This window comes from Agromyces sp. Y182 (assembly GCF_059445385.1).
In genome coordinates, this window is sequence record NZ_JCAIUF010000002.1 from 122530 (window position 1) to 139424 (window position 16895).

At 67.9% G+C, this 16895-nt stretch carries 15 protein-coding genes; 11 read left to right on the plus strand and 4 right to left on the minus strand.

The genetic code is table 11. The features are described 5' to 3' along the window. The first annotated feature begins 6 nt into the window (after positions 1-6). Complete coding sequence (locus AC1C2R_RS15150) at positions 7-1398, plus strand: MinD/ParA family ATP-binding protein (RefSeq protein ID WP_495380512.1); 1392 nt, start codon at positions 7-9, stop codon at positions 1396-1398. Positions 1399-1409: 11 nt separating this feature from the next. Continuing rightward, the gene (gene def, locus AC1C2R_RS15155) at positions 1410-1901 is read left to right on the plus strand and encodes a peptide deformylase (protein WP_495380513.1); all 492 of its coding nucleotides are present in this window, start codon (positions 1410-1412) and stop codon (positions 1899-1901) included. 76 nt (positions 1902-1977) lie between these two features. Here the strand turns inward: def and AC1C2R_RS15160 are convergent, their stop codons facing one another. Continuing rightward, positions 1978-3810, minus strand: a complete 1833-nt coding sequence (locus tag AC1C2R_RS15160; RefSeq protein WP_495380514.1) for an AMP-dependent synthetase/ligase — start codon at positions 3808-3810, stop codon at positions 1978-1980. A 149-nt stretch (positions 3811-3959) separates the two neighbouring features. Between AC1C2R_RS15160 and AC1C2R_RS15165 the strand changes: the two genes are divergently transcribed. From AC1C2R_RS15165 to AC1C2R_RS15175, 3 genes are all read left to right on the plus strand, one after another. Further along, a complete protein-coding gene (locus tag AC1C2R_RS15165; RefSeq protein WP_495354264.1) occupies positions 3960-4916 on the plus strand; it encodes an ROK family glucokinase in 957 nt (318 codons plus the stop codon). A gap of 68 nt (positions 4917-4984) precedes the next feature. Further along, on the plus strand, positions 4985-5674 hold the full coding sequence (locus AC1C2R_RS15170) for a lysophospholipid acyltransferase family protein (RefSeq protein WP_495380515.1): 690 nt from the start codon (positions 4985-4987) through the stop codon (positions 5672-5674). A gap of 81 nt (positions 5675-5755) precedes the next feature. Next, a complete protein-coding gene (locus AC1C2R_RS15175; protein ID WP_495380516.1) occupies positions 5756-7126 on the plus strand; it encodes a class II 3-deoxy-7-phosphoheptulonate synthase in 1371 nt (456 codons plus the stop codon). Positions 7127-7217: 91 nt separating this feature from the next. Here the strand turns inward: AC1C2R_RS15175 and pknB are convergent, their stop codons facing one another. After that, positions 7218-9146 (minus strand): Stk1 family PASTA domain-containing Ser/Thr kinase, encoded by a 1929-nt coding sequence (pknB, locus tag AC1C2R_RS15180; protein ID WP_495380517.1) that lies wholly within the window; start codon positions 9144-9146, stop codon positions 7218-7220. A gap of 94 nt (positions 9147-9240) precedes the next feature. Then, entirely contained in the window at positions 9241-10455 is a 1215-nt protein-coding gene (locus tag AC1C2R_RS15185; protein ID WP_495381103.1) for a LysM peptidoglycan-binding domain-containing protein, read from the minus strand. A 243-nt stretch (positions 10456-10698) separates the two neighbouring features. Between AC1C2R_RS15185 and AC1C2R_RS15190 the strand changes: the two genes are divergently transcribed. Next, positions 10699-11037 (plus strand): Rv2175c family DNA-binding protein, encoded by a 339-nt coding sequence (locus AC1C2R_RS15190; RefSeq protein WP_495354260.1) that lies wholly within the window; start codon positions 10699-10701, stop codon positions 11035-11037. A gap of 44 nt (positions 11038-11081) precedes the next feature. Here the strand turns inward: AC1C2R_RS15190 and AC1C2R_RS15195 are convergent, their stop codons facing one another. Further along, positions 11082-12194, minus strand: coding sequence for a polyprenyl synthetase family protein (locus AC1C2R_RS15195; protein ID WP_495354259.1), 1113 nt, complete (start codon positions 12192-12194; stop codon positions 11082-11084). A gap of 75 nt (positions 12195-12269) precedes the next feature. Here AC1C2R_RS15195 and AC1C2R_RS15200 point away from each other — a divergent pair, with 75 nt between their 5' ends. The 5 genes from AC1C2R_RS15200 to AC1C2R_RS15220 all read left to right on the plus strand — a co-directional run bounded on the left by AC1C2R_RS15200 (position 12270) and on the right by AC1C2R_RS15220 (position 16888). Next, entirely contained in the window at positions 12270-12656 is a 387-nt protein-coding gene (locus AC1C2R_RS15200) for an SCO2097 family morphological protein (RefSeq protein WP_495354258.1), read from the plus strand. Positions 12657-12976: 320 nt separating this feature from the next. Beyond that, the gene (gene mraZ / locus AC1C2R_RS15205; protein ID WP_495354428.1) at positions 12977-13408 is read left to right on the plus strand and encodes a division/cell wall cluster transcriptional repressor MraZ; all 432 of its coding nucleotides are present in this window, start codon (positions 12977-12979) and stop codon (positions 13406-13408) included. Positions 13409-13510: 102 nt separating this feature from the next. Beyond that, on the plus strand, positions 13511-14461 hold the full coding sequence (gene rsmH, locus AC1C2R_RS15210) for a 16S rRNA (cytosine(1402)-N(4))-methyltransferase RsmH (RefSeq protein ID WP_495354257.1): 951 nt from the start codon (positions 13511-13513) through the stop codon (positions 14459-14461). Further along, on the plus strand, positions 14461-15054 hold the full coding sequence (ftsL, locus tag AC1C2R_RS15215) for a cell division protein FtsL (protein WP_495380518.1): 594 nt from the start codon (positions 14461-14463) through the stop codon (positions 15052-15054). The genes rsmH and ftsL overlap by 1 nt, the downstream gene beginning before the upstream one ends. A 25-nt stretch (positions 15055-15079) precedes the next feature. Beyond that, positions 15080-16888, plus strand: a complete 1809-nt coding sequence (locus AC1C2R_RS15220; protein WP_495380519.1) for a peptidoglycan D,D-transpeptidase FtsI family protein — start codon at positions 15080-15082, stop codon at positions 16886-16888. Positions 16889-16895: the final 7 nt, after the last annotated feature.

Sequence of the window (16895 nt, forward strand, 5' to 3'; positions counted from 1 at the left end):
GTATCGGTGGCTGAAGACAAGTTCGAAGAAGAAGCTGCGACGCGTCGCGGTTCGGCAACACGTACGTCGGCACTGGATCGAGGCCGCAGGCTGGCCGCTACCGGGGCGCACTCGGGTGCGGAGCTGGCAGAGAACCCGAACATTCGGGTCGACCTGCCGCCGGCGCCGGTGCACGAGATGCCCGACGACGAGGTCGCAGTGGCGATCGACGATGTCGCGGTCAATCCGGGCAGCCTGGTCGGCGGTGGCAGCAGTACCACCTCCGTCGAGGTGATCACGCCGGCCCTCGCCGGTGCCGGATACCGCGGTGCCGCGCGGCGCGAGCCCTCGCCGTACGGCGCGCTGCTCGCCGCCGACGCATCGAAACTCCGCCGCGAGCGGGTCAGCACCGACACCGGCAGCCACGTCGCGGTCGTCGACGTCCCCGGCGAGCCGCAGCCCAGGGCAGAGGTGCCCGAGACAGCGGACTCGCTGACGGCCGACCGGCTCATCGACTTGAATCGCACGACGCGACCCGCGCCGCAGGGCGGCGTCAACCGGTTCGTCTACGAGGCATCCCTCCACCTCGTCAACCTCGGCGACTCGGCGAAGGTGCAGGCGCACAAGGCCATGAGCCAGCGCATCCAGAAGCGCTTCGAGGGTGGCGCGCGCTTCGTGCCGGTGCTCACCCGGAAGGGCGGGGTCGGTAAGACGACGATCACCGCGCTGCTCGGAATGGCCCTCGCCAACGCACGCGACGACCGCATCATCGCGATCGATGCCAATCCCGACCGCGGCACCCTCGCTGAGCGTGTCGACCGCCAGACCCGTGAGACCGTGCGCGACGTGGTGGCGAAAGCCTCGTCGATCGGCGGATACACCGACTTCTCCAGATTCGTCTCGCGCGATGAGACTCGTCTGGACATCCTCGCCTCCGACACCGATCCGACACTGTCCGAGGCGTTCGACGACAACGACTACAACGTCGTCGCCGGTCTTGCCGCCCGGTACTACTCGATCGTGCTCACCGATTGCGGCACCGGCATCGTGCACTCCGTCATGCGTGCCACGCTCCAGCGTGCCGACTCGGTCGTGATCGTCTCGGGCGGCAGCGTCGACGAGGCCCGTCTCGCGTCCGAGACGCTGACGTGGCTCGAGGCCAACGGATACGGCGAACTCGTGCGCAATGCCATCGTGGCGATCAACCTCGCCACCCAGGGCACGCACCTCGTCAAGGTCGACGAGATCGAGGCACATTTCCAGTCCCGGGTGCGCGAGATCGTGCGCATTCCCTACGATCCGCAGCTCGCGGCCGGTTCCGTCGTGAACTGGCACGAACTACGCCCCGTCACCCAGCACGCGGCTCGTGAGCTCGCGGCGCTGGTGGTGGAAGGCATGCCCGCCGAGCGCGAGCACTGAACGGAGAACCATTGCCCGAACGACCCATTCGCCTGTTCGGCGACCCTGTCTTGAAGACCGTCTCCGCCCCCGTCGAACAGCCCGACGAGCGTGTGCGCGCACTCGTGACCGATCTGCTCGACAGCGTGAGAATTCCCGGCCGCGCAGGTGTGGCGGCCTCGCAGATCGGCGTGAACCTGCGGGCGTTCAGTTACAACGTCGACGGTGAAGTCGGCTACATCCTGAACCCCGAGATCGTCGAGGTCACCGGTGAGAAGGAGCTCATCGACGAGGGATGCCTCTCGGTTCCTGGGCTCTGGCACAAGACGCCGCGGCATCCGTTCGCCCGCGTGCGCGGCATCGACCTCGACGGCAATGAGATCGAGGTTTCGGGCACGGGGCTCATGGCCCAAGCCCTCCAGCACGAGACCGACCATCTCGACGGTCTGCTGTACATCGACCGCCTCGAGAAGGCCGAACGGCGTCTCGCGATGAAGGAGATTCGCGAGTCGGACTGGTTCTGACTCGCGAGCACCCACCGACGACGAAGGCCCCGCGAGCGGGGCCTTCGTCGTCTCGTGACTCAGTGCGTGATCGAACTCAGTGCACGATCGAGTGACCCTCGGTCGCAGGCGCGCCCGAGTACATCGCCTCGATGTGCGGTGCGAAGTCGGCGAGGATGATGTTGCGCTTGATGCTCATCTTCGGCGTCAGGTGTCCGCTCTCTTCGGTGAGCTCGATCGCGAGCAGGGTGAACTTGCGGATCGATTCTGCACGCGAGACCGTCTCGTTGGCCGCGTCGATCGCGCGCTGCACCTCGGCGAGCACCGCCGGGTTGACAGTGGCCTCCTCGATCGACATGCCGGCGTCTTCACTGTTGTTGTTGAGCCAGACGGGCAGCATCTCGGGGTCGAGGGTGATCAGCGCCGAGATGAACGGCTTCTTGTCGCCGACGACGATGATCTGGCCGACGAGCGGGTTCGCGCGAATGGGGTCTTCGAGCGCCGCGGGGGCGACGTTCTTGCCACCCGCCGTGACGATGATCTCTTTCTTGCGACCCGTGATGGTGAGAAAGCCGTCGGCGTCGAACGAGCCGAGGTCACCGGTCATGAACCATTCACCGTCGAACGATGCTGCGGTCGCCTCGGGGTTCTTCCAGTACTCCTTGAAGACATCGATGCCCTTGACCTGAATCTCACCATCGTCGGCGAGACGCACTGCGACACCGGGGAGCGGTGGGCCGACCGTACCGATCTTCGACTTGTTCGCGAGGTTCACCGTTGCGGGCGCCGTGGTCTCGGTGAGGCCGTAGCCCTCGAGGATCGTGATGCCGAGGGCGTGGTAGAAGTGTCCGAGGCGCGGGCCGAGCGGCGCGGAGCCGGACACGGCGTACTTGACGTTGCCGCCCATGGCTTCACGGAGCTTCGAGAAGACGAGCGCGTCGAAGACCTTGAACTTGAGCTTCAGGCCGAAGGGGACCTTGCCGTTCTCCCTCGCGATCGAGTAAGCCACGGCAGTGTCGGCGGCGGCGCGGAAGATCTTGCCCTTGCCGCCGGCTTCGGCCTTCTGCTCGGAGACGTTGTAGACCTTCTCGAAGACTCGCGGCACTGCGAGCAGGAACGTCGGCTTGAAGCTCGCCAGCGAGGGGAGGAGTTGCTTGGTGTCGGGCTGGTGACCGACCCGCACCCCGGCGTGCACGGAGAGCACCGCGATGAAGCGCGCGAACACGTGCGCCGTCGTGATGAAGAGCAGCGTCGAGGCACCGTCGGGGTCTGACACGACCTCGCTGAGGGCGACCGCGGAGTTGCGGGAGAGCTCGACGAAGTTCGAGTGGGTGAGCACGCACCCCTTGGGCTTGCCGGTCGAGCCGGAGGTGTAGATGAGCGTGGCGATGTCGGAGCCCACCGCGAGGTTGCGACGACGCTCGATCTCTTCGTCGGCCACCTCGGTGCCGCCGGCGATGAGCTTGTCGAGGTCACCGAGGTCGATCTGCCAGGTTTCGCGGATCAACGGCAGATCGGGGTGCACCTCGTCGAAGCGCGCGAAATGGTCGGGCGTTTCGACGATGAGGGCGATCGCGCCGGAATCGCTGAGGTTCCATCGCACCTGGGCGGGTGCACTCGTCTCGTACACGGGCACGAGCACGGCGCCGGCGAACCACGTCGCGAAGTCGATCAGGGTCCACTCGTACCGGGTCTTGCACATCAGACCGATCTTGTCGCCCGGCTGGATGCCGGCGGCGACGAGCCCTTTCGCGAGTGCGATGACCTGGTCGTAGAACTCCTTGGTGGTGACGGGAGTCCAGCCGCCGTCAGCGGTCGGGAGCGAGAACAGCACGGAGTCGGGCGTCGCGGCGACGCGGTCGACCAGCAAGTCTGTGGTGTTCGCCTCGGGGTCGGCGGCAACCACGGGTGGGGTGGCGAATTCGATCACGGTAGCTCCTTCGGCACCGGGAGGGTTACACGCGGCTCGGGTACCAGCGTGAACCGCGGCATTGGGGTCTACTACACTCTAGTCGTTGCTCGTGCGGCCCCAGGTCTCGGCTCGATCACGCTCGTCCCCATCTGAAAGGCAGCCTCCTGGTGCATGCGATCGGAATCGACATCGGTGGAACGAAGATCGCCGGAGCGGTCGTCGACGAGCTCGGCAACATCGTTGCGAACGAGCGAGTCGCGACTCCTGCCGGTGACGCGAGACAGATCGAAGACGCGGTCGTGCAGATGATCGATTCCCTGCGCGCCGGGGCAGCGGCCGAGATCGTCGCGATCGGGGTGGCGGCGGCGGGCTTCGTCGATGCTGCGCACTCCACGGTCTACTACGCACCGAACATCGATTGGCGCAACGAGCCCTTTCGCGAAAAGCTCGAGGCCCGGGTCGGTACTGCCGTGGTCGTCGACAACGACGCCAATGCGGCCGGCTGGGCCGAGTTCCGCTTCGGGGCGGGCCGCATGGTCAGCGACATGGTGATGCTCACGATCGGCACCGGGGTGGGCGGCGCGATCGTCGCAGGCGATCGCCTCTTCCGCGGGGGGTTCGGCGCCGGTGCGGAACTCGGTCACCTCCGGGTGGTGCCCGACGGGCTTGCCTGTGGGTGCGGCCAGCGCGGATGCATCGAGCAGTACGGTTCGGGCCGGGCGCTGCTGCGCATGGCGAACGAGATTGCCGATGCCGGCGGCATCGGCCAGAACCTTGCGCGGGTTCGCACCGAGCACGGGGCCCTCGACGGGCGCCTCGTCGGCGCCCTCATCGAGTCCGGCGACCCCGGCGCGATCACTGCGCTGCGACAATTGGGCAACTGGCTCGGACAGGCGGCCGCGAGTCTCTCGGCGGTGCTCGATCCGCAGCGCTTCGTCTTCGGTGGTGGGGTCGCCGTTGCCGGAGAGCTGCTGCTCGAGCCGATCCGCGCGGCCTATCTCGAACACCTGCCCGCCCGCGGGTACCACCCCGAGCCCGACTTCGTGATCGCCGAGCTCGTCAACGACGCCGGGGTCGTCGGCGCGGCCGACCTCGCCCGGGTTTGGGTAGCCGAGCACGCCTGAGCCGGCGACGCTAGGCTGAATCGGCGACGCTAGGCTGGGTCGGTGCCGCAGCGGGAAGGAGCTTCAGGGTGTTCTACTGGATCATGAAGCACCTCGTCATCGGGCCGATCCTGCTCTCGATCTTCCGACCGTGGGTCGTCGGCCTCGAGAACGTGCCCAAAGAGGGGCCCGTCGTGCTCGCTTCCAACCACCTCTCGTTCATCGACTCGATCTTCCTGCCGCTCATCGTCGACCGCCCGGTCGCCTTCCTCGCCAAGAGCGAGTACTTCACGGGCAAGGGCGTGAAGGGCTGGGCGACGAGACTGTTCCTCAAAGCGGCAGGGCAGCTCCCGATCGACCGATCGGGCGGCAAGGCTTCCGAGGCGTCGCTCGAGACCGGGCTCCGCGTGCTCGGCGAAGGCAAGATCCTCGGCATCTATCCCGAGGGCACCCGCAGCCCGGACGGCAAGCTGTATCGAGGTCGCACGGGCGTTGCCCGCATGGTGCTCGAGGCGGGCGTCCCGGTGATCCCCGTCGCAATGATCGGCACCGAGCACGTCATGCCGATCGGCACGCGCCTGCCGAAGGTGCGTCGCATCGGCATCATCCTCGGCGAACCGATCGACTTCAGTCGCTTCGAGGGACTCGAGGGCGACCGATTCGTGCTCCGTTCGGTGACCGACGAGCTCGTCTACGATCTTCGCGGGCTGAGCGGTCAGGAATACGTCGACGTCTACGCCAGTTCCGTCAAGGAGAAGCGCGCCCCGCAATCGCGATAGGCTCGTTCAGCGGTGGCGCGACGTGCGTCGCCGTTCTCTTTCCCGGCGCGATCGTGCGCCCCGAACCCCTCAGGACATCCCGTGGTACAGCTCGTCGAGCCGGTCGTGAAAGCAGATCCCTCCGTGATTGCCGGCCTCGACTATTGGCGCACGCTGCCCATCAAGCAGCAGCCGACGTGGCCCTCACCCGAGGCCGCTCACGCGGCATCCGCTGAGCTCGCGACCCTGCCGCCGCTCGTCTTCGCGGGCGAGGTCGACATCCTGCGCGAGCGGCTGGCCGCTGCCTCACGCGGCGAAGCGTTCCTGCTCCAGGGGGGCGACTGCGCCGAGACCTTCGCGGCCGCCACTGCCGACCAGATCCGCAATCGCGTGAAGACCGTGCTGCAGATGGCGGTCGTGCTCACCTACGGTGCGTCGATGCCGGTCGTGAAGATGGGGCGCATGGCGGGTCAGTTCGCCAAGCCCCGTTCGAGTGACAGCGAGACCCGGGGCGACGTCACACTTCCCGCCTACCGCGGCGACATCGTGAACGGCTACGACTTCACGCCCGAGTCACGCGCCGCCGACCCGGCGCGGCTCGTCAAGGGCTACCACACCGCCGCCTCGACCCTCAATCTCATCCGTGCGTTCACGCAGGGCGGCTTCGCGGACCTGCGCCAGGTGCACTCGTGGAACCAGGGCTTCGCTTCCAACCCCGCCAACGCCCGCTACGAGACCATGGCCCGCGAGATCGATCGCGCGATCAAGTTCATGGAGGCGTGCGGCGCCGACTTCGAAGCGATCAAGCACACGGAGTTCTACACCGGGCATGAGGGCCTGCTCATGGACTACGAGCGGCCCATGACCCGCATCGACTCGCGCACGGGCACGCCCTACGACACGTCGGCCCACTTCATCTGGATCGGTGAGCGTACGCGCGAGCTCGACGGCGCCCACGTCGACTTCCTCTCGCGGGTGCGCAATCCGATCGGTGTGAAGCTCGGCCCGTCGACGACACCCGAGACCATGCTCGAGCTCGTCGAGAAGCTCGACCCTGAGCGCGAGCCCGGCCGTCTCACCTTCATCACGCGCATGGGCGCCGGCAAGATCCGCGACGCGCTGCCCCCGCTCCTCGAGGCGATCAAGGCGAGCGATGCCAGCCCGTTGTGGGTCACCGACCCGATGCACGGCAACGGCATCACCACGCCCAACGGCTACAAGACGCGTCGCTTCGACGACGTCGTCGACGAGGTCAAGGGCTTCTTCGAGGCGCATCGCGACGCCGGAACGCACCCGGGTGGCATCCACGTCGAGTTGACCGGCGACGATGTCACGGAGTGCCTCGGCGGCTCCGAGCACATCGACGAAGAGACACTGGCGACGCGTTACGAGTCGCTCTGCGACCCGCGCCTGAACCACATGCAGTCGCTCGAGCTGGCCTTCCTCGTGGCCGAGGAGCTCGCGGCTCGCTGAGTTGGCGCGCGGGGCGTCCGGTGACGGGTGCCCCGCGCACCCGCTCGTGAGCGGGCGGCCGGCGTCAGGCCGTTCGTCCGATCTGCTTTGCTCAAAGCGTGAGCGTGCCGACGAGCTTCACTTCGCTCCTGCGCACGGCCTGCGCGTCCGCGGCGGGGTCTTGCGAGGTCACGGTGACGAACGCCAGGAACGGCGCGGGGAAGCTGTGCGCGACGGTGAACTCCGCCGCCTCGAGCGCCTCGATCGCATCGGAGAGCTTCATGCCGACGACGTTCGGCACGCTCACGAGGTCTTGGCCCTTCGAGATGACCACATCGATCGAGTCGGCGGGTCGCACGGGATCGGTGTTCGCACTCGCGCTCAACACGGCGTCGGCCTCGATTGCCCCGGAGTTGTCGAACTCGGAGCCGACCTCGTTCATTGTCAGGCCTACGGCGTCGAGCGCGGCCTCGGCCTCTGCCCTGGGCATGCCGACGATATCGGGCACAGCGCCGGCCGAGACCACGAGCGTGAGCTTGCCGAGTTCGGCGTATTCGGAACCGACGGAATTGCCCTCGGCATCGAGCACGTCGATGACGAGGTCGGCCGGCACATCGGTCGAGAACTGCATGGCGCTGCCTTCGGCGACCGTGAAGTCGCTGAGCGCGTCGCGGGCTTCGGCGGAGGGGGAGCCTCGCACCTCGGGAACCGACAGGATGCTCGGCCCCTTCGAGACGTAGAGCGTGACGAGCGAGCCGCGTTGTGCCTGCGATCCGGCTTCGGGGTCTGTGCCCGAGACCTGGCCGATCGGCACCACGGGGTCGTTCCGTTCGGCGGGCTCGACCGTGAACCCGGCCTCTTGGAGCACGGTCGTCGCGCTGTCGGGGGTGAGAGCCGCGGTCTCGGGCACCTGGGTGAGCGCACCCGGCCCCGCGCCGAAGTACCAGCCGGTGCCGACGGCGAGCCCCGTGAGGAGCACGATGAAGGCGAGGATCCAGTAGCCGCGTCGCTTGCGTCGATCGGCACTCTTCGCGAGCGCCGCGGTGTCGTCGCCGTCGGATGCCTCGAGGGTCGCCGTCGAGGCGATCGCCGCACCGCCACCGCTGAGCACGCGGGTCTCCGCCGTCGCGGCACCGGCTGGCAGCGCTGAAGCGGGCAGTACCATCGTCGCCTGAGTGGTGAGCGGACGGTGCGATGAGCGGATCGACGGCTCGACCTCGCGCAGCCGGTCGAGCATCTCGCGAGCGTCGTTCGGTCGCTCCTCGGGGTCTCGGGCGGTCGCCCAGAGCACGAGCTCGTCGAGTTCGACCGGCACCGCGGGGTTCTTCGAGCTCGGCGTGGGTACTTGGTCGTTCGCGTGCTGGTAGGCGATCGCCATCGGCGCTTCGCCGACGTAGGGCTGCTCGCCCGTGAGCATCTCGTACATCATGATGCCGACCGCGTAGATGTCGCTGCGAGCGTCGGCGACGCCACGGGTGACGAGTTCGGGCGAGAGGTAGGCGATCGTGCCGAGCAGTGCCTGCCCGGTGGCGGTGTTCGCGCTGGCGGCCCGTGCCAAGCCGAAATCACCGAGCTTGATGCGCCCGTCGTCGGCGAGTAGCACGTTCTCGGGCTTGAGGTCGCGATGCACGATGCCGGCCTTGTGCGCGGCTGCCAGGCCCGACAGCACGGCGTCCATGATGTCGACGGTCTGCTCGGGCGTGAGCTTCTTGTAATCCTTCAGCAGGTCGCGGAGCGTGATGCCCGGCAGATATTCCATGACGAGGTAGGCCATGTCGGCGTCTTGGCCCTGATCGAAGACGTTCACGACGTTCGGATGGGCCAGTCGTGCGGCCGAGCGGGCCTCTTGCACGAAGCGGGTCTTGAAGGTGTTGTCGTCGGCGAGGTGGCCGTGCATGATCTTGATCGCGACCCGGCGCTCGAGGCGCAGGTCGGTCGCGAGGTAGACAGTGGCCATACCGCCGCGAGCGATCCGCGAGCGCACCTGATAGCGGCCGTCGATGAGACGGCCGATCATGGGATCTGCGGGCGCGGTGGTCACTCTCCGAGTCTACGAAGGGGTATATGCCGCAGTCGGCCCAAACGCCGACGGCGCGCCGATCGCAATCCCATCGTGATAAGCGGCGCCGCCCGGATCACCCGAGTTCGGAGAGCCAGGCCCTCGCCGACGCCTCCCACTTCGCGTAATGGTCGGGGTGGGCGCTCAGCTGCACGGCCTGGGCAGCTTGGGTGACGGTCAACTTCTCCCAGCCCGTGATGCCCAGGAGGCCCCGGGTGCGCCCGGGATTCGGGTTTGCGGCACCGCCGAAGAACGCCGTCGATGCCCGAACCGGGTCGAGCACCTCTTCGACGGTGCCCCAGCCCTGACTCGGACGCTGCTGGAAGAGCCCGAGTGAGTCGGCGTCGCCGTAGTTCGAGTTCTTGAGTCCGGATTCCTGTGCGGCCGCAGCGAGGGCGATGACGATGGCCTGGTCGGAGACGCCGAGGGCGCGGCCGACATCGATGATGATCCGAGCGTTGGCGCGCATCTCGTCGGTGAGAGTGACGCTCACGGATGCGACGGCCACTACGGCGACGGGCCTGGCGATGCGCAATACCTGCCCTGCGCGGATGACGGCGGAAGCATCGAGTCCGTTTGCCGCGACGAGTTCCTGCACGCCGACATCGTGGCGCGCCGCGATGTCCCAGAGCGTGTCGCCGTCCACCACGACGTAGGTGTCGGCGGTGACCGGGTCGGCGGGCGGCTGCGGTGCCGGTTGCGGTGCGGGTGACGGCGACGGCGCAGGCGCGGCCGGCGCATCGGCCGCCCCGGTCGCAGGCGGAAGCACGATCGACTCGCCGGGGAAGATCAGGCTCTGTCGGCTGAGTCCGTTGACGCTGAGCACCTGGTCGAGCGAAAGCCCGTACGCCGCGGCGATGCCGCTCATGGTGTCGCCTGCGGCGACCGTGTGGCGGGAGAGCTCGGCGGCGACCGGCGCAGGCGCAGGAGCGGGAGCAGGAGCCGCGGTGTCGCCGGGCAGGGCGAGTCGCTGGCCCGGGAAGATCAGGCTCGACCATCCGAGACCGTTCAGCGCCAGGATGTCGGCAGTGGCCACGCCGTACCGTTCGGCGATGCCGCTCACGGTGTCGCCGTCGCCGACGGTCACTTCGCCGGGCACGACGGCGGCCGATGGCGCACTCGACGCGGGCGGCGCGGTCGGCGCATTCGTCGCCTTCGCCTTCGGCAACCGCTTCGCCGATTGCGGCACCGCCTCGGCGGGCTGTGCGATGCCGAGCGTGACGGCGATCGTCGAGACGACCGCGAGCGGCAGCGTGATCAACCGGCGGATGCCTCGACGGCGGCGAGGCATTTCGAACTCGGCCCGTCGGGAACGGGCCGCCGGGTCTGGTTCAGGCTCGGTCTCGGCTTCGTACGACATCTTTCCCCCTTCGCCGGCGCGTTGCTCCCGGCCCCCGCGGCAACCGTCGCATAGCCCCACGGACGAGTCAAACACCTCAGCGCGAGTCCGGTGAAGCCGTGCCGCGACGCTCCGCGGCCGCTCGCACTCAAGTTCGGGTTCCGGAAGTCGCCCGGGTCATGGCAGTCTTGATCCGTGACCGATGCTGCCGAGACCGACTGGCTGACTGTTCCCGACCTCGTCGAGATGCTCGGGCAGAGCCCCAGTCGCATCCGCCGACTCATCGACGACCGGCATCTGCTCGCCGCCCGGGTCGACGGTGTGCTGAAGGTACCGTCGGTGTTCCTCCGAGACGAAGCGCCCCTGCCCGAACTGCACGGTACGGCCAACGTGCTCTCCGACGCGGGCTTCACCGATACTGAAGCGCTCGAGTGGATGCTCGCCGAGGAAGACAGCCTCGGGACCTCGCCGATCGCCGCCCTCAGGGCAGGCCGAAAGGCCGAGGTGCGTCGCATTGCGCAGGCGCTGGCCTGATCCGACGTCGCCGCGGCGCTGTGCAGCGCGTGGGGGCCGGTGGTTCAGCTCGCCCGACGGGTGACCGTCTTTGCGAGTGAACCGAGTTCGGCTCGGGCATCGCGGCTGAGCGGTGCGTCGTCGAGCGCCGCCATCGCCTTCGCGACGTTCGTGGTGATGAGCGCTTCGACCTCGTCGACCGCGCCGCATTCGCCGATGGTGCGCTGCAGCATCCGCACCTGTTCGGGCGTGAGGTCGGGGTCGCCGAGGAGTTCGTCGAGCAAGCGGCGCTGGCCGGGCGTGAGTCGTTCGCGGGCGATGGCGATGAGGATGGTGCGCTTGCCTTCGCGCAGGTCGTCGCCACTCGGCTTGCCGGTGACCTCGGGGTCGCCGAAGACGCCCAGCAGGTCGTCGCGCAGCTGATAGGCGATGCCGAGCGGCAGGCCGAACGCTCGAAGGGCGCCGAGCTGGGCACTCGAGGCTCCGGCGATCGCTCCGCCGATCACGAGCGGTGCTTCCACGCTGTACTTGGCCGACTTGTAGACTATGACGCGCTCGGCGCGGAGCCGTTGCTCCGATTCGGGCTGGGCGAGCCAGGCGCGCTCCTCGAGGATGTCGAGGTACTGACCGGCGGTCACCTCTGTGCGCATGCGCATGAACTCGCCGCGCGCGCCCCGGGCGGCTTCGCGATCGGGCAGTGCCGAGAGGCCCTCGTCGAGGAGCTCGTCGCTCCACCCGAGCAGCAGGTCGCCGAGCAGGATCGCCGCGGCGCGGCCGAAGTCGGGGGAGCTGCCGGCCCAGCCGGAATCGGTGTGCAACTGCTCGAAGAGTCGATGCGCCGACGGAGCACCGCGCCGGGTGTCGGAGTTGTCGATGATGTCATCGTGCAGCAGGGCGGCGGCGTGGAAGATCTCGAGCGCGGATGCCGCGGAGACGATGGGGAACCGGTCGCGACCGTCGTCGCCCGCGAACGGGTCGAACCCGCGCGCACCGACGGCCTCCCAGCCCCAGTAGCAGAACAGCGCCCGGAACCGTTTGCCTCCGCTGAGAAAGCGCCGTGAGAACGCATCGAGCGGCTCGAGGTCGGGGCTGATCGAGCGGAGAATGGAGGTGCGTTCGGCGAGGAAATCCTCGATGCGTTCGTGCACCAAATCGACCAGTCGGGAACCGTGAGCCACCTGCCTAGCCTAGCGAGGCAGCGCAGGGCTAGAATGAACTCGGATGCGTCGATCCCGAAGCCTGAGGGGAGTGAGATGCCGCTTTCAGAGCAGGAGCAACGTCTTCTCGAAGAGATGGAGCGCAACCTCTATCGCAATGACGCCGACTTCGTTCAAGCAGTCGGCGGCGTTCGAGGGCGCAGACCGAACTACCGGGCCATCGTGCTGGGCGTGCTGCTCGCCGTCGCCGGCGCCGGCGCACTCATCGCGGGGGTGGCATCGCAGCTGCTCATCATCGGCGTCATCGGGTTCGCCCTGATGTTCGCGGGTGTGCTCGTCGCGATCACGCCGTCGAAGCGAGGCGCGGCCACGGCCGCCCCTTCGGAGCCCGCAGCCGCAACGCAGGGCGGACGCCGTTCGGGCGGCGGCTTCATGGACCGCATGAACGATCGTTGGGATCGCCGCCAGCAGGGCCACGACTGATCCCTCCACTTCCCACCAGCTGAACGGGTCGATCTTCGGATCGGCCCGTTTTTTCGTGCGCCGGGAGTCGAGATCGACCGTTCGGACAGCTCGGCCGGAGCCATCCGTCGCTGATCGCGGCTGATCGCGGCTGATCGCGCCTGCTTCTCGTGCTCCGCCGCGGAACTCCCTCCACTCCACTCCACGCTCGGTCTTCCCACTGTTACCGGGAAACTCACAGCCAGCTGACGAGGAAAACGAGCGAATGTCGTTGATTGGTGGATGAGAGTGGAGTAAAGTGGGGTCACCTGGATTCTGGCCGGAGGAAAGGGGGTGATGTGGTGTTCCTCGGTAGCTATGAACCAAAGCTTGATGAGAAAGGCCGCGTCATTCTTCCGGCGAAGTTCCGGGAGGAGCTCTCGAGCGGCCTCGTGCTCACGCGCGGGCAGGAACGCTGCATCTACGTGTTCAGCGCACGGGAGTTCGAGAGCATGAGTGACAAGATCCGCCAAGCCCCGGTAACGAGCAAGCAGGCGCGCGATTACATGCGCGTCTTCCTCTCGGGGGCTTCCGCGGAGACCCCCGACAAGCAGCATCGCGTCACCATCCCGGCAACGCTTCGCGCGTACGCGGGCCTCGACCGCGACCTCACGGTCATCGGCACGGGCAGCCGGGTGGAGATCTGGGATGCGACGGCATGGGCGACTTACCTCGCCGAGCAAGAGGCGGCCTTCGCGGACACGGCGGAGGAGGTGATCCCCGGACTCTTCTGATCCTCGGGCTCCGACTCCCAGCCGGCCGCGCCTGGTGCACTTCCCCGCATCAGGACGAACGGATGGGGATCGGAACCCGAGGCCCGGAAGGCAAGGCAGATCATGGACATCGAACGCATCCACACCCCGGTCATGCTCGAGCGCACGCTCGAGCTCCTGGCCCCCGCCATCGAGGGTGACGGCGCCGTGCTCGTCGACGCAACGCTCGGCATGGGCGGACACGCGGCCGCGTTGCTCGAACGGTTCCCGAAACTCACCGTCATCGGCCTCGACCGTGACACTGACGCACTCGCCATTGCACGGGAGCGACTCGCGAAGTTCGGCGACCGCGCGCGATTCGTGCACACGGTGTACGACGGCATCGAGCGCGCGGTGCGCTCGGCGGGGTTCCGCGAGGTGCAGGGGGTGCTCTTCGACCTCGGCGTCTCCTCGCTCCAACTCGATCGGGCCGAGCGCGGCTTCGCGTACTCGAAAGACGCGCCGCTCGACATGCGCATGGACTTCACGAGCGGTCGCACCGCAGCCGACGTCATTGCCGAAGAGAGTGAAGAGGAGCTGCGCCGCATCTTCCTCGACTACGGCGAAGAGAAGCTCGCCGCGCGATATGCACGAGCCATCGTCCGGGCGCGAACGGATGCTCCGATCACCCGTTCATCCGAACTCGTCGCCGTCATCCAGGCTGCGACCCCGGTCGCCGTGCAGCGCCAGGGGCACCCCGCCAAACGCGTCTTCCAGGCACTCCGCATCGAGGTCAACGAAGAGCTGTCGGTGCTCGAGCGTGCGATGCCGGCAGCGCTCGAGGCGATCGCCGTCGGCGGTCGCATCGTCGTGTTGGCCTACCAGTCGCTCGAGGACCGCATCGTCAAGCGCGCGCTCAGCGCCGCGTCGAGTTCCACCGCCCCTGCCGGGCTGCCGATGGAACTGCCCGAACACCGCCCGGTCTTCAAACTCCTCGTGCGCGGCGCCGAGCTCGCGAGCGAGGCCGAGCAGGTGGAGAACCCGCGTGCCAAGCCGGTGCGGCTGCGCGCGGCCGAACGACTGCGGAGGCCGTGATGAGTGCAGTGCCCGCCCAATCCCTCCCCGCGCCGCGCCGGGTCGCCCCCGAGCGCGCACCGGGGCGTCTTCGGCCGGCGCCCGAGCGCGCCGTACGCGCCGCCCGCGCGAAGCCGAGACTCGCCTACGCCGTCATCGCGCTCGGGGGCGTCGTCGTCATCATCGTCGCCCAGCTGCTGCTCTCGATCGCCGTCACGCAGGGGGCCTACGACATCGACGCTCTGCAGACGCGCCAGGCCGCACTCGATCGCGAAGAGGCGACGCTCGCGGAAGACCTCGACCGTGTCGAGTCTCCCCAGTTCCTCGCGACGAAGGCCGAGGGTCTCGGCATGGTGCCGAACTCGAACCCCGTGTACCTGCGACTCTCCGATGGCGCTGTGCTCGGCCAGCCCACGGCAGCGTCGGGCGGTGCCGGCGCGTCTGCGCCGCTCGTCCCGAATGCGCTGATCGACGGCGTGCCGTCCGGCGGCGAGCAGCCCGCGGGAGAGACTCCGACCGGGGGAGTTCCCGGTGGCGCGGCGGCCGACGTACCAGCTGGCGCACCCGCTGCGCCGCCCGCCGACGGGGGTCTGCCGACTCCTGCCACGCACTGACCGTACGACCATTGGGAAGGCTCCGATGAACCGCACCAGCCGTCACCCGATGCGGCGGATCCTGTTCTCCGCGGCGGTGCTCGTCGCCGTGGTGGGCGTGTTCGTCGTGCGCCTCGTCGACATCCAGGTCGTGCGGGCGTCCGAACTCAGCGAGCAGGCTCAGGACGCCCGCTCACAACCGGTCACGGTCTATGGAGCGCGAGGCGACATCGTCGACGCCAACGGCAAGGTGCTCGCCGACAGCGTCATGAGGTACGACATCACGCTGTCGCCGAAGCAGGCGTCCAAGGCGCTCGTGGAGCGCGAGGTGCCCGACCCCGATGACCCCGACTCGACCAAGAAGGTCGAGGTGCCGCAGGCGGAGCTGGCGGCGGAACTCGGCGCCGTCGTTGGACTGACCGGCGACCAGGTGCAGGGCATCATCACCGCGGCGCTCGCAGAGGATCCGAGCTCCGACTACGCCTACGTCGTCAAGCTCGTCGACACCGAGACGTACGAAGCGGTGAAGGCGCTCGACATTCCGTGGGTGTACGCCGACGAACACCCGAGCCGTCGCTATCCGAACGGCGCGGTGGCGGGAAACCTCATCGGCTGGGTCGGCACCGACGGCGAGCCTGCGGCCGGACTCGAGCTCTCGGAAGACGAGTGCCTCGCGAGCGAGAACGGCGAGATCAGCTACCTGCACAGCCTGCAGGACTGGGTGAAGATTCCCGGCACCGAGGACGTGCACAAGCAGGCACGCAATGGCGGCACGCTCAAGCTCACGATCGACACCGACCTGCAATGGGAGGTGCAGCGCATCGCCGAGGCGCAGCGCCAGGCGACCGGTGCCGATTGGGCGACGGTCACCGTGATGGAGGCCAAGACCGGAAAGCTCCTCGCCGTCGCCGATGTTCCGACGGTCGACCCGAACGAGCCATCGGCGACTGCTGAGGATGATCGGGGATCTCGATCGTTCACCGCACCGTTCGAACCGGGCTCGACGTTCAAGGCGCTCACCGCGGCATCCGTCGTCAATGCAGGCAAGGCCGACCCGTTCAGCCAGGTCGTGGCGCCGTATCGATACGAGCCCTCGAACGGGGCCGACATCAACGACAGCTCCCGTCATGACGATCAGCAGCTCACCCTCACGGGTGTGCTCATCGAATCGTCGAACACCGGCATGTCGAAGTTCGGCGAACTGATGACCGACCGCGAACGGTACGACGACATGCTGAAGTTCGGCCTCGGCTCCGAGACCGAGGTCGGCTTCCCGGCCGAGGCGAGCGGCGACCTGCACGGCGACCCCGACGAGGACTGGGACAACCAGACCAAGTACGCCACGATGTTCGGACAGGGGCTCACCACGACGGCGGTGCAGATCGCCGGCGTCTACCAGACCATCGCCAACGGCGGCGTGCGCATGCCGGTCAGCCTCGTCGACGGCTGCGTCAGCGATGACGGCGCGGCGACGACGACGCCGTCGCAGGGTGAGCAGGTCATCTCGCCGGAAGCCGCTTCCGAGACGAGTCAGATGCTCGAGCGCGTCTACCAAGACGCGTGGCTCTCCGACGAATGGAACATCCCCGGTTACCGCGTCGCAGCGAAGACCGGAACCGCGCAGGTCCCCGATGGCAACGGCGGCTACCTGCACGGCTACCTCGTCTCCGTGTCGGGCTTCGCTCCGGCCGACGATCCGCAGTTCGTCGTTTCGGTGAGCATCATGAATCCCGTTAAGATGAATTCGTCCGCCGCATCCGCTCCCGTCTTCCAAGAGGTGATGAGCCAGGTGCTGAAGAAGTACCGGACCGTTCCATCCGGCGCCCCGGCGCCCGAGCTGCCAGCTACCTGGTGAGAAAGTT

Coding starts and splice junctions, on each gene's coding strand:
- ftsL (WP_495380518.1), top strand. CDS start 14,461: ATGAGTGCAGTGCCCGCCCAATCCCTCCCCGCGCCGCGCCGGGTCGCC.
- AC1C2R_RS15220 (WP_495380519.1), top strand. CDS start 15,080: ATGAACCGCACCAGCCGTCACCCGATGCGGCGGATCCTGTTCTCCGCG.
- AC1C2R_RS15185 (WP_495381103.1), bottom strand. CDS start 10,455: ATGCCTCGCCGCCGTCGAGGCATCCGCCGGTTGATCACGCTGCCGCTC.
- rsmH (WP_495354257.1), top strand. CDS start 13,511: ATGGACATCGAACGCATCCACACCCCGGTCATGCTCGAGCGCACGCTC.
- AC1C2R_RS15200 (WP_495354258.1), top strand. CDS start 12,270: ATGCCGCTTTCAGAGCAGGAGCAACGTCTTCTCGAAGAGATGGAGCGC.